This is a genomic window from Actinomarinicola tropica, assembly GCF_009650215.1.
Lineage (GTDB): Bacteria > Actinomycetota > Acidimicrobiia > Acidimicrobiales > SKKL01 > Actinomarinicola > Actinomarinicola tropica.
The window spans coordinates 3,703,634-3,715,454 of the sequence record NZ_CP045851.1 but is presented as its reverse complement, the minus strand read 5'-3'; the positions used below and the strand labels follow the sequence as shown (position 1 = coordinate 3,715,454).

The 11,821-nt window shown below is 72.4% G+C and carries 15 protein-coding genes; 8 read left to right on the top strand and 7 right to left on the bottom strand.

Features of this window, described 5'->3' with window-relative positions:
* Nucleotides 1-405: 405 nt before the first annotated feature.
* The 8 genes from rpmH (at nt 406) to GH723_RS18305 (ending at nt 5,729) form a co-directional block, all read left to right on the top strand.
* Nucleotides 406-540 carry a 50S ribosomal protein L34 gene (gene rpmH, locus GH723_RS18340; RefSeq protein ID WP_153761002.1) on the top strand — a complete coding sequence of 45 codons (135 nt, stop codon included), beginning with the start codon at nt 406-408 and terminating at the stop codon, nt 538-540.
* Nucleotides 537-887: a ribonuclease P protein component gene (locus tag GH723_RS18335; protein ID WP_153761286.1), complete on the top strand. Its 351-nt coding sequence runs from the start codon at nt 537-539 to the stop codon at nt 885-887. Before rpmH ends, GH723_RS18335 begins: the two co-directional genes overlap by 4 nt.
* Entirely contained in the window at nt 884-1,222 is a 339-nt protein-coding gene (yidD, locus tag GH723_RS18330) for a membrane protein insertion efficiency factor YidD (protein ID WP_229022927.1), read from the top strand. Before GH723_RS18335 ends, yidD begins: the two co-directional genes overlap by 4 nt.
* A complete protein-coding gene (locus tag GH723_RS18325) occupies nt 1,222-2,232 on the top strand; it encodes a YidC/Oxa1 family membrane protein insertase (protein WP_153761001.1) in 1,011 nt (336 codons plus the stop codon). Before yidD ends, GH723_RS18325 begins: the two co-directional genes overlap by 1 nt.
* A 1-nt stretch (nt 2,233) precedes the next feature.
* Nucleotides 2,234-3,160, top strand: coding sequence for an RNA-binding cell elongation regulator Jag/EloR (gene jag, locus GH723_RS18320; protein ID WP_195210418.1), 927 nt, complete (start codon nt 2,234-2,236; stop codon nt 3,158-3,160).
* Nucleotides 3,161-3,263: 103 nt separating this feature from the next.
* On the top strand, nt 3,264-3,872 hold the full coding sequence (locus GH723_RS18315) for a 16S rRNA (guanine(527)-N(7))-methyltransferase RsmG (RefSeq protein ID WP_195210417.1): 609 nt from the start codon (nt 3,264-3,266) through the stop codon (nt 3,870-3,872).
* Between the two features lie 200 nt (nt 3,873-4,072).
* Nucleotides 4,073-4,849: a ParA family protein gene (locus tag GH723_RS18310; RefSeq protein WP_153760998.1), complete on the top strand. Its 777-nt coding sequence runs from the start codon at nt 4,073-4,075 to the stop codon at nt 4,847-4,849.
* On the top strand, nt 4,836-5,729 hold the full coding sequence (locus tag GH723_RS18305; protein WP_229022926.1) for a ParB/RepB/Spo0J family partition protein: 894 nt from the start codon (nt 4,836-4,838) through the stop codon (nt 5,727-5,729). Before GH723_RS18310 ends, GH723_RS18305 begins: the two co-directional genes overlap by 14 nt.
* Before the next feature lie 191 nt (nt 5,730-5,920).
* Here GH723_RS18305 and trxA read toward each other — a convergent pair whose 3' ends face one another.
* The 7 genes from trxA to GH723_RS18270 all read right to left on the bottom strand — a co-directional run bounded on the left by trxA (nt 5,921) and on the right by GH723_RS18270 (nt 11,815).
* Complete coding sequence (trxA, locus tag GH723_RS18300; protein ID WP_153760996.1) at nt 5,921-6,247, bottom strand: thioredoxin; 327 nt, start codon at nt 6,245-6,247, stop codon at nt 5,921-5,923.
* 96 nt (nt 6,248-6,343) lie between these two features.
* Nucleotides 6,344-7,312 carry a thioredoxin-disulfide reductase gene (gene trxB, locus GH723_RS18295; RefSeq protein ID WP_153760995.1) on the bottom strand — a complete coding sequence of 323 codons (969 nt, stop codon included), beginning with the start codon at nt 7,310-7,312 and terminating at the stop codon, nt 6,344-6,346.
* A gap of 65 nt (nt 7,313-7,377) precedes the next feature.
* Nucleotides 7,378-7,719: a hypothetical protein gene (locus GH723_RS18290; protein WP_229022925.1), complete on the bottom strand. Its 342-nt coding sequence runs from the start codon at nt 7,717-7,719 to the stop codon at nt 7,378-7,380.
* 141 nt (nt 7,720-7,860) lie between these two features.
* The gene (locus GH723_RS18285) at nt 7,861-8,712 is read right to left on the bottom strand and encodes a hypothetical protein (RefSeq protein WP_153760993.1); all 852 of its coding nucleotides are present in this window, start codon (nt 8,710-8,712) and stop codon (nt 7,861-7,863) included.
* Complete coding sequence (locus GH723_RS18595) at nt 8,709-9,338, bottom strand: RNA polymerase sigma factor (protein WP_195210416.1); 630 nt, start codon at nt 9,336-9,338, stop codon at nt 8,709-8,711. Before GH723_RS18595 ends, GH723_RS18285 begins: the two co-directional genes overlap by 4 nt.
* 26 nt (nt 9,339-9,364) lie before the next feature.
* The gene (locus GH723_RS18275) at nt 9,365-10,906 is read right to left on the bottom strand and encodes a protein kinase domain-containing protein (RefSeq protein ID WP_153760991.1); all 1,542 of its coding nucleotides are present in this window, start codon (nt 10,904-10,906) and stop codon (nt 9,365-9,367) included.
* Nucleotides 10,907-10,969: 63 nt separating this feature from the next.
* A complete protein-coding gene (locus GH723_RS18270; RefSeq protein ID WP_153760990.1) occupies nt 10,970-11,815 on the bottom strand; it encodes a DegV family protein in 846 nt (281 codons plus the stop codon).
* Between the last annotated feature and the right edge of the window lie 6 nt (nt 11,816-11,821).

Sequence of the window (11,821 nt, the reverse complement as noted above, 5' to 3'; positions counted from 1 at the left end):
CGGCCCGGTTGTGCTGCGGGCCTCGTGTCGCCCGGACGTGTCCCGGCGAGGTTCGGCAACCTAGCACCGCTCCGCGAGCGGTCGCACGAGTGCACGACCGCCGCCGCGTCGGGGCTGCTCATGACCTCTGAACCACATGGATGTCATTTCCCCGGGCATCCCCGAGGGGGTATCCGGGCGTCGCGGCGGGTGCACGGCGACGCCGGCGCAGTTGCCCCCAGAGGGCGGCACCTCTAGCCTTTCCCGAGGCGCGACCCCGTGCCGGACCGAGCGCGTCCACCTGGCACGGCCTGACCGCCAGGGTGCTCGACCGGCTCCGGCCGCACCCACCTGTTCGACCCGATCGCCCTCCCGGCGGCCGGGCCCTGCGTCCCCGGACCCCCGGGGCACCGAGGAGATCACACCGTGAAGCGTACCTACCAGCCCAACAACCGCCGCCGGGCTCGGCGCCACGGCTTCCGCCACCGCATGGCCGACCGCGCCGGCCGGGCCGTGCTGAAGGCCCGCCGCCGCAAGGGCCGGAGCAAGCTGTCGGCCTGATCTGGCGCATCCGCGACCGGGACACCTTCGTCGCCCTGCGTCGCCGCGGGCGACGGGTCCGGTCCGGCCCCGTCTGGATCAGCTACCTCCTCGATGAGCCCGGCACCCCACCTCATCCACCGCGCGTGGCGTTCGCCTTCGGTCGACGCCACGGCAACGCCGTGAGCCGCAACGCGCTCCGGCGCCGGTGCCGGGCCGTCGTCGCCGGGGCGGTCCGTGAGGGGATCGCGATACCCCCGGGGGCATACCTGATCGGCGGCGGGACGAGCACGGGCTCGCTCCCCTACGCCGACCTCGAGCGGCACGTGCGCCGGTGCCTGGCCGACGTCGGGTCCGGGCGCTCGTGAGCGCCGCCTCCTCCCCGGTGGCCGGCTCCGCGGCGAGCGACGGAGATCGCACCCGCCCGAGCGCCCCGGCTCGGCTGCTGCTGGCCGCGGTCCGCGGCTACCGCCGGGCGCGCGCGGGGCGCCCCTCGCCGTGTCGCTACTACCCCTCCTGCTCCACCTACGCCCTCGAGGCGCTCGAGGTGCACGGTGCGGCCCGCGGCGCCTGGCTCACGGCGCGACGCATCGGTCGCTGCCAGCCGTGGGGTGGCCACGGCATCGATCTCGTCCCGCCGCGCTCGTCGGCTGAGGACACCCCGCGTCCCCCGTCTCGGGACGCCCGACGGAAGGCCAACTGATGTTCGACGTGTTCTTCGACGCCATCGCCGGGCTTCTCGCCCTCTTCTACGAGATCCCCGGCATCGGCTACGGCGGTGCGATCGCGCTGCTCACCATCGTCGTGATGGTGCTCGTCACGCCGCTGACCCTCAAGGGCACCCGGTCGATGATGACCATGCAGGCGCTGGCGCCGGAGATGAAGCGCATCCAGCAGCAGTACGCGGACGACCGCGTGAAGATGAACGAGGAGCTGCTGGCCTTCTACAAGGAGAACCAGATCAACCCGGTCGGCGGCTGCCTCCCGCTGCTGCTCCAGATGCCGGTGTTCATCATCCTCTACCAGGTGATCAACGGCCTGACCCGGCGGGGCGCCGACGGCACCTTCGACCCGAAGTACCTCAGCGAGGACAGCGCCCTCTACCAGGCGCTCCACGGCTCCACCGAGATGCTGTCGCTCGGCATCGACCTGTCCGAGTCGGCGGCCAACGCCCTCCAGGACAGCTTCGTCCACGGCCTCCCCTACATCGCCATGATCATCGCCGTGGCCGCCAGCTCCTACATCCAGCAGAAGCAGATCTCCGGCCGCAACCCGAACGCCGAGATGCCGCAGCAGCAGAAGATCCTCCTGCGGGTGATGCCGATCTTCTTCGCCTTCATCTCGTTCAACTTCGCCGCCGCCCTCGTCGTCTACTTCCTGGTGTCGAACCTCTACCGCATCGGCCAGCAGGCCTACATCTCGCGGACGCTGTACGGCCCGGACTCGGTGCTCGCCCAGCGGGCCCGGGAGGCGAGCATCGAGGCGACCGCGACCGAGAAGCCCGCCAAGCCGGCCAAGAGGACGAAGGCCAAGGACGCCACCGCGAGCAAGGACGCGAGGTCGAGCAAGGAGACGAGGTCGGGCAAGGACGACGCGGGCACGACCGGACCGAAGAAGGCTCGACCCACCAGTGGTCGAGTCACACCGCCGAAGAGCGCGGGCGGCCCCTCACGGGGGACGCCGCCCCAGCGCCGGAAGAAGAAGAGGAGCTGACGTGGAGTGGGTGGAGACGACGGCGAAGACCGTCGATGAGGCCAAGGAGCTCGCGCTCGATCGACTCGGTGTCGACGAGCACGACGCGGAGTTCGAGGTGCTCGAGGAGCCCCGGCCAGGGCTGTTCGGGCGGACGCGGGGCGAGGCTCGTGTACGGGCGCGCGTGCGTCCGGTGCAGCCCCGTCCGAAGGCCGACCGGCGCGACCGCAAGCGGTCGGGTCGTGGCGGTGGCGGTGGTGGTCGTGGGTCGGGGCGCCGCCCGACCGATGCCGCCGACGAGGCGTCGACGACCGACGAGGAGGCGGTGCCCGCCGCACCGTCCGACGAGCCAGCGCGTCCGTCGGGCGAGGGGCGCCGCGGACGGGGCGGGCGCGGGAAGGGTGGCACGCCGCGGCGTGATGCTGCGCAGACGACGGCCGACAGGCCCACGGACGGTCAGGAGCCGACGATGAGTGACGATGTGACGGTGGAGCAGCAGGCCACGATGGTGGAGGAGTTCGTCGACGGCCTGGTCGCGGCGTTCGGCTACGAGGGTGTCGAGGTGGGCACCCGCCGGATCGACGAGGACACGATGGAGGTGCACGTGGAGGGCGCCGACCTCGGTCTGCTCGTCGGGCCGCGCGGCGCCACGCTGCAGGCGATCCACGACCTGTCCCGCACCGTGGTCCAGCGTCAGGCGAGCGGCCACCACGAGGGTCGTGTCCGCCTCGACGTGGCCGGATACCGGGAGAAGCGCCGCGAGGCACTGACTCGGTTCACGCAGAAGGTGGCCGACCAGGTGAAGGAGTCGGGGACCGCGCAGGTCCTCGAGCCGATGGCACCGGCCGACCGCAAGGTCGTGCACGACACCGTCAACGAGATCGACGGTGTGCGCACGACGTCCGAGGGTGACGAGCCCCGTCGTCGCGTCGTCATCCAGCCGGACTGACCGACCTCTCCCCCTCGTACCGCACGACCCCGGCCGATCGGCCGGGGTCGTGTCGCGTCCGACGCCGTTTGCATCCCGGTCCGGTGTCGGCGACGCTGCCGGCGTGGATGACGACCTCACGAACGTGCTGGAACGCTCGCGCACGCTGGGCTTCCTCGGCCCGGGCCCGGTCACCGATCACATCGAGCACGCACAGCGGCTGGTGGCGGTTCTCGACGCGCTCCCCCTCCCGACCGCCGGTACGGGCGTCGACCTCGGCAGCGGCGGCGGCGTCCCTGGGCTGGTGGTCGCACGGGCCCTGCCGACATGGCGGTGGATCCTCCTCGACGCCATGGAGCGGCGCACGGCCTTCCTGGACCAAGCCGTCCACGACCTCGGACTGCGCCACGTGGAGGTGCGCCGGGAGCGGGCCGAGCTCTCCGGACGGTCGGAGCTGCGCCACGGGGTGGACCTGGTCGTTGCCCGCTCGTTCGGTCCGCCGGCGGTCACCGCGGAGTGCGCGGCACCCCTGCTCCGTGTGGGTGGGATCCTCGTGGTCAGCGAGCCGCCCACGTCGGACGGTGCACGATGGTCTGCGGATGGTCTGCGGTCGCTGGGTCTCGATCCGGAACCTCTCGCGCGCGGCACGTGGATCGCCTTTCGTCAGGACGAGAAGGCACCGGAGAGCGCGCCCCGAGCCGTGGGCCGCCCGGGCAAGCGCCCCTTGTGGTGATGTTCCACGTGGAACGTGCCCCGGACGGCCGACCCACAACGTTCCACGTGAAACACACCACCAGCCGTGAAGGCATCGTTCCACGCCGAACGATCCGACCTCATCCGGTGCTTGACCCTGGCGGGACCAGGGGGAAGGATGGGCGGGCATCGGACGCCGCCCACGGCGTCCCGTTCGCTGCCTGACGGAGAGGACACTTCATGTCCCGACCCCTTCCACGGGTCATCGCGCTCGCCAACCAGAAGGGCGGCGTGGGCAAGACGACGACGGCGGTCAACCTGGGAGCGTGCTTGGCGGAGCTCGGCTACCGCACCCTCATCGTGGACCTGGATCCCCAGGGGAATGCGAGCACCGGTCTGGGGATCGACCCACGAGCCATCGAGCGGTCGATGTACGACGTGCTGCTGCACGACACACCGCTCGAGGACACCATCGAGGCCTCCTCGGTGCGGAACCTGTTCGTGGCACCGGCCAACCTCGACCTGGCTGGGGCCGAGATCGAGTTGGTGCCGGCGTTCAGCCGGGAGCTGCGGCTGCGCCAGGCCGTCGACGCCGTGCGGGACCAGTTCGACTACGTGCTCATCGACTGCCCGCCCTCTCTCGGCCTGCTCACCGTCAACGGCCTGGCCGCGGCCCAGGAGGTCATGGTGCCGATCCAGTGCGAGTACTACGCACTGGAGGGTCTGGGCCAGCTGCTCCGCAACGTCGACCTGGTCCAGCGGCAACTGAACCGAGACCTCGAGCTGTCGGCGATCATCCTCGTGATGTACGACGCCCGCACCAAGCTCTCGGACCAGGTGGCGGCGGAGGTGCGGGAGCACTTCGGGGACAAGGTCTGCCGGCAGGTGGTGCCCCGCACCGTGCGGTTGTCCGAAGCCCCCTCCTTCGGGCAACCGATCATTGCGTTCGACCCGACCTCACGGGGGGCCATCGCCTACCGTGAGCTGGCCAAGGAGATCAGTGGTGGCCCGGCGTAGCGGACTGGGGAAGGGCCTCGGCGCCCTGATCCCCAGCGATGTCACGGAGACCGACTCGGCGCTGCGGGAGATCCCGCTCAGCCAGATCGAGCCCAACAAGTACCAGCCGCGTGGCACGTTCGACGAGGAGTCGCTGGTGTCCCTGACCGCGAGCGTCCGGGAGCTGGGGGTCCTCCAGCCGGTGCTCGTCCGCCAGGTGGAGGAGCGCCGCTACGAGCTCATCGCCGGCGAGCGACGGTGGCGGGCGGCCAAGCGCGCCGGGCTCCCGACGATCCCCGCGTTGGTCAAGCAGGCCGATGACGTGGCCTCGCTCGAACAGGCGCTGGTGGAGAACCTCCATCGGGCGGACCTCAACCCGATCGAGGAGGCGGCGGCCTACCAGCAGCTGATCGACGAGTTCGACCTCACCCAGGAGCAGGTGGCGACGCGGGTCGGCAAGAGCCGTCCGACCGTGGCCAACGCCCTGCGCCTGTTCCAGCTCCCACCGTCCATCCAGAAGCTCCTCATCGAGGGCCGCCTCAGTGGGGGCCACGCCCGAGCGCTGCTCGGTACGCCGGATCGGGCGTTCCAGGAGGCGCTGGCGGCCCGCGCCGCCGATGGGGGGATGACGGTGCGGGAGGTCGAGGAGGCCGTGCGGACCCGTACCGAGCTCGACGAGGACGTGGCGCCGGCCCCGGAGCCCGAGCCGACGGGTGGCCGGCGGCTGCGACCCCCGGGGCTGCTGGAGCTCGAGGAGCTGCTGTCCGAGCACCTGGACACGAGGGTGCGGGTTTCGATGGGCGCCAAGCGGGGAAAGGTGGTCGTGGAGTTCGCCACGCTCGAGGACCTCGAGCGCATCTACCGAGCCATGACCGAGCCGCCCGAGGACCGCGACGACTGATCTCGTTCGGTGGTCGAGGGTGGCTCGATGCGCGCACCCCTCAACCTGACCTGACGCGTCATCCACACCCTGTGGTCAAACCTGTGGGTAGCACCTCGATGTGAGGTCCACCCCGGACGCGACACGGCCCCGGCACGTGCGCCGGGGCCGTCGTGGATCTGGGTGTGGGGACGCCGCGTCGGGCGCCCGCCTCAGAGGTGGGGCGTGATGTCGGAGAGCAGCTGGGACTTGCCCTTGGCGCCGATGATCCGAGCCGCGGGCGACCCCTCCTTGAAGAGGATGAGGGTCGGGATGCTCATGACCTCGAACCGGCGTGCCACCTCGGGGTTCTCGTCGACGTTGAGCTTCGCGATGCGCACCTTGCCGGCCTGCTCGTCGGCGATCTCGTCGAGGATCGGCGCGATCATCTTGCACGGGCCGCACCACTCGGCCCAGAAGTCGACGAGGACGGGCTCGTCGGCGGCCCCGACCTCCTCGTCGAACGTGGCGTCGGTCAACGTCGTGATGGCTGCGGACATGTGGTCATTCCTTTGGTGCGGGGGAGCCCAGAGGGCCTCGTCGTCGTAGGAACGCCGGCGCTCGCTCCGGCATTCCGGGGGTGGACCGGCGTGGGGTCAGTCGTGCTGGGCCTCGAGCCACCGCTCGGCGTCGATGGCCGCCATGCAGCCCGAGCCGGCGGCGGTGATCGCCTGGCGGTAGGTGGAGTCCTGCACGTCGCCGCAGGCGAACACCCCGTCCACGTTGGTGCGGCTGGTGCCGGGCACGGTGTCGAGGTACCCGTTGGGGTGCATGTCGAGCTGGCCGGCGAACAGGTCGGTGTTCGGCTTGTGGCCGATGGCCACGAACAGCCCGGTGAAGGGGTGCACCGTGCGCTCGCCGGTGGGGAGGTGCTCGACCTCGACCCCCTGGAGGCTCGTCTCGCCCTGGAGGCCGGTGACCACCGAGTCCCACATGAACGAGATCTTCTCGTTGGCGAACGCCCGGTCCTGCATGATCTTCGAGGCCCGCAGCTCGTCGCGGCGGTGGATGATGGTGACCGAGGCCGCGAACTTGCTGAGGAACGTGGCCTCCTCGATGGCGGAGTCGCCACCGCCGACCACCGCGATGTGCTGGTCGCGGAAGAAGAAGCCGTCGCAGGTGGCGCAGGTGGACACGCCGTGGCCGATGAGCCGGTGCTCGTCCTCGAGCCCGAGCATGAGGGACTGGGCGCCGGTCGACACGATGATCGAGCGGCTGCGGAAGGTCGGCTCCGCGGCGTCGGGGTCGCCGATCCACACGCCGAAGGGGCGCGAGGAGAAGTCGACCCGGGTCACCTTCTCGGTGATGATCTCGGCGCCGAAGCGGGCGGCCTGGGCCCGGAAGTTCATCATCAGCTCAGGGCCCATGATCCCCTCGGGGAACCCCGGGAAGTTCTCGACCTCGGTCGTCAGCATCAGCTGACCGCCCGGCTGGTCGCTCGTGGAGGACGGCTCGCCCTCGATGACGAGGGGCTCGAGGCTGGCGCGCGCCGTGTAGATGGCCGCGGTGAGGCCGGCAGGGCCGGATCCGATGATGACGACGTCACGGACGTCAGAGGAGGACATCGACGCTCCAGAAGGGTGCGAACGGGTTCAGGACGACAAACACCGGTACGGGTGGGGGTATTCCCTCAGGCGGTGCGAGGGCGCCGCTTGGACCACAGGACCAGCCCGACGAGCGTGAACACGGCGCCGAGGCCCGCGTACACGATCCACACGTCGCCGGGGATGGCCACGTCGAGCACCCGCACGAGGGTGATGAGGACCAGCACGAGCAGGACCGTGCCGATGATGGCGGCGGCGAGCCCGTAGACGATGCCGCGGGCGATCGTGAGGATCGTGCCCGTCGTCGCACCGCTGACCCGGTCGACGACGTCGACCACGAGGTCGGCGGCCTGGGCCGGCCACTCGCTGCGGGTGGGTCCGCCCTCCGGTGCGGCGGCATCGGGCGCGGGCTGCGGTGGCGGCGCCACGCCTGGTCCCGACGAGGTCGGGAAGGCGGTGGGGCTGCTCGCGCTCGTCGCACCCGTCGGCGGGGGGCCCGCCGGAGGCGCCGGTGGGGTCGGCTGCGTCGGCTCACCGGTGGACATGCGGGCGAGCCTATCGGTCGAGGGTCAGCGGGGACGCGTGAGCTGCTCGACCACGTCGCAGTCGAGGGGATCGACGACGCGGATCGTCGCCGCGGGGTCGCCGCTCGACCACCACACCTCGACGAGGAGCACCTCGCCGGCGACGGTGCCGTGGGCGACGAGCGCGAGCTCCTCGCCCGCCGGGTCGTCCACGCACGCCGTCCAGGCGCCGGCGGGCGGATGCGCCCGCGTCTCGGCGGTCGCGACGGCGGCATCGGCGAGGTCGACGACGCTGCGGTGAGGACCGAGGTCGGGCGGACGTTGCTCCGGAAGGGCTGACAGAGGAGGCACCAGGCTGTTCTCCGTCACGCCGGCGCTGCCGCCATCGGCCTCCCCGCCGTCGTCATCGCCGTCGAACGTCGAGCTCTCGGCACCCTGCTCGGTGGCCATCTCGCCCGCGGCATCCGACCCGCCGTCGGGATCGGCGACGTCGAACGACGCGGTCTCGTCGGCCGAGTCGTCGCCGTTGGTCTCGAGGAGGGGCACGGCCATCAGCGCCACGAGCACCAGGGCCGCGGCGCCGAGGAGCGCCGGGCCCCACGCGTCGCGGACACGTCGGTGCTGCCGCTGCCGGGCGGACTCCCACGCCACGGCCGCTTCGGTGTGGTTCGGCGGGGCCGAGGTGAGGGCCTGCTCGACGAGGCGTCGCGCGGTGTGGGCGGGGAGGGGATCGACCGGCACGGCCACGGCGTCGCGCACGGCGGTCAGCTCGCGGAGTCGGGCGCGGAGGCGGTCGTCGGCGAGCACCTGGGCGCGCTCGTCGGAGGTGGCCACGCCGTCGAGCACGGCGCTGACCAGTTCGTCGTCGGACGAGGGAGGGGGGAGGTCGGTCGTCATGGGTCGGTGGTGGGACGAACCTCGAGGGCGTCCTGGTTCCCGGCGTCCAGGGATCGGGCCAGCGCGGACCGGCCCCGGGCGATGCGGGAGCGCACGGTGCCCGGGGGGATGCCGAGCACCTCGGCGATCTCCGCGTAGTCGAGTCCGAGCTGGTCGCGGAGCACCACGGGCGCTCGGAAGTCCTCGGGAAGGCGCGAGAGAGCGGCGTCGATGTCGAGGCGGTGGGCGGTGGTGGTGTCGAGCGACGGTTGGTCGTCGTCCCGCGCCCGGATGACGTCGGCCAGCTCCTCGTCGCCGCCGGGGACCGGCCGGCGGGACCGGCGCCGCAGCTCGTCGAGGCAGGCGTTGGTGGCCACGCGGTACGCCCACGTGGAGAAGGCGCTGCGGTGGTCGAAGCGCGGGAGGCCCCTGACGATGGCGATGAGGGCGTCCTGCGTGGCATCGAGGGCGTCGGCGTCGTTCCCGGCCAGGCGCCGGCACACCGCGTAGATGCGGTCCTGGTGGCGGCGCAGCAGCGCGTCGAGGGCGCGCCGATCACCCGCCTGGGCGGCATGGATCAGCGTGCGGTCGTCGGCCGGGGGTGTGATGCGGCCACCGTACCCAGCGGCCGGTGGCCGCTGGGCCACCGTGGGCGTCGCCCGGCCCGGCGCAGCTAGCGGCCGACCACCTCGGCCTCGGCGATCTCGACCCGCAGCTCCCCGGCGGGCCCGGGCCCGAGGTCGGTGATCCAGAGGAGCACGGCGCCGGCCCTCCGCCCGCCGAGGTCGATCGTCGTGGTGCCGGGGGCGACGTCGTCGATCGTCGTGACCGGCTCGCCCCAGCCCTCGAGCGCGTCGCTCGGTGCGTCGGCCAGGTGCACCGACGCCGACCACTGGTCCGACGGCGACGTGACGACCAGCTGGTGGACCTCGGCCGGCTCGTCGAGCGTGAGGACGATCCCCACGCCGTCCTTCGAGCCGAGCTGGCGGTCCGAGTAGAACTCGGTGGGCCACGTGGTGGCGGGGTCGCCGTCGACGGCCTGCCCGACGAGGTCGTCGTTCTCGCCGTCGCCCCGCTGGGGGTCGTAGGCGGAGGCCTGGGCGGCGAGCGGGGCGGGTTCGGTCGCGGCCGGCGGGTCGTCGTCGGTGCCGACGACGCCGCGCGCCCGGTCGAACAGGTCCTGGCCGGCATCGGTGCGCCCGATGAGCACCGCAGCGAGCACGAGCGCCCCGCCGACCAGCACGACGAGGAGCGTAGGCACCAGCCACCGGCGCTCACCGCGGACGAGGGCGGCCTGGGCATCGGGGTCGGCGAGGGGCAGGGGCGCGGAGGTGGTGAGGTCGCGCGCCGGGCCGCCGTCGTGGTGGTCGGCCGCGAGCAGCGCGGCGCGGAGCGCGGCGGTGGTGGTCGGCCGGTCGTCGGGGTCCCGTTGGAGGGCCTGCATCGTGAGGTCGTCGAGCGCCGGCGGGACGCTCGGCCGCACCTGGCGCGGCCGGAGGGGGTCGCGGTGGAGGCGGGCGAGGGCGGTGGCGGCATCGGTGTCGGCCTCGAACGGAGGTCGGCCGCAGAGGCACTCGTAGAGGACCACGCCGAGGGCGTAGACGTCGGTGCGGGGGTCGACGCGGTCGCCCCGCACCTGCTCGGGTGCCAGGTACTTCGCGGTCCCGATCATCGTGCCCGCGCTCGTCAGGTCCTGGTCGACGGCGGCCTTGGCGATGCCGAAGTCGGTGACCATGACCCGGCGGTCCTCGCAGAGGAGGATGTTGGCGGGCTTCACGTCGCGGTGGACGATGCCGGCCTCGTGGGCGGCCTGGAGGGCGTCGGCCACGCCGGCGACGACGTCGACCGCGTCCTTCGGCGACAGCGGTCCCTGCTGGTCGAGGAACTGGCGCAGCGTGATGCCCTCGACGAGCTCCATCACGATGGCGTTCACGTCGTCCTCGATCGTGTCGTAGATCGAGACGATCGCCGGGTGGCTGAGCCGTGCCGCGGCCAGCGCCTCGTGGCGGAAGCGGTCGACGATGGTCGGGTCGGCGGCGAGGTGCGGGTGCAGCAGCTTCAGCGCGACCGCCCGTCCGAGCACCTCGTCGGTGGCGCGCCGGACCTGGGCCATGCCACCCGTGGCGATGACGGGGCCGACGCGGTAGCGGCCGCCGAGGAGGCGGCCGTCGAGGTCCGCGGGGGACGAGGGGACGGGGGAGCTGTGCTCGGGCACTTCGGTCCACCGTACGCCGTCGGGCTGCCCGTCGGACGCCGGGCCCCGTCGTTCAGGGAGGCGTCAGGTGGCCTCGGGGACGACGAAGCAGGCGCCGACCACGCGGGGACCGCCGTGGGTGCCGATGACGGCGCCGATGTGCCCGACGCGGATCTCGTCGCGTGGGTAGCGGTCGGCGAGCATGTCGAGCACGAGGTCGACGTCGGGGGCCTCGCCGTGCATGATCGCCAGGTCCTCGACGCGGTCGTGGGCGAGCACCTGGTCGGCGAGCCACTGGAGCGCCTTCTTGCGGGTGCGGGGCTTGCCGGCCTCCTGGACCTCGCCGCTCGAGAGGTCGAGCGCGGGCTTGATCGACAGCATGCTGCCAAGGAGGGCCTGGGCGCCGCCGATGCGGCCGCCCTTCCTCAGGTTCTCGAGGGTGTCGAGCACGCCGTAGACGCGCGTGCGGGGGACGACCGACTCGACCGCGGCGACGACCTCGTCCACGCCGGCTCCGTCGCGGGCGAGCCGGGCGGCGCGCAGCACCTGGCTGCCGAGGCCCGCGGTGATCGAGTTCGAGTCGATCGTGCGCACGTCGACCTGGCCCTCGAGCGAGGCGGCTGCGGTGCGGGCCGACTGGTGCGTGGCCGAGAGCTTCGAGGAGAGGTTGATGCACACGACGGCGTCGGCACCCTCGTCGGCGAGGCGTCGGAACGCGGCCTCGAACGCACCGGGCGCGGGCGCAGCCGTCTCGGGCAGCGCGTCCTCCTCGGCCATCGTCCGGTAGAAGGACTGCACGTCGAGCTCGGTGCGGTCGACGTACTCGTCCTCGCCGAAGCGGATGGTGAGCGGGACGACCTCGATGCCGAGGTCGTCGGCCTCGGCGGTGGTGAGGTCGCACGCGCTGTCGGTGACGATGCGGACGGTCACGTCGGT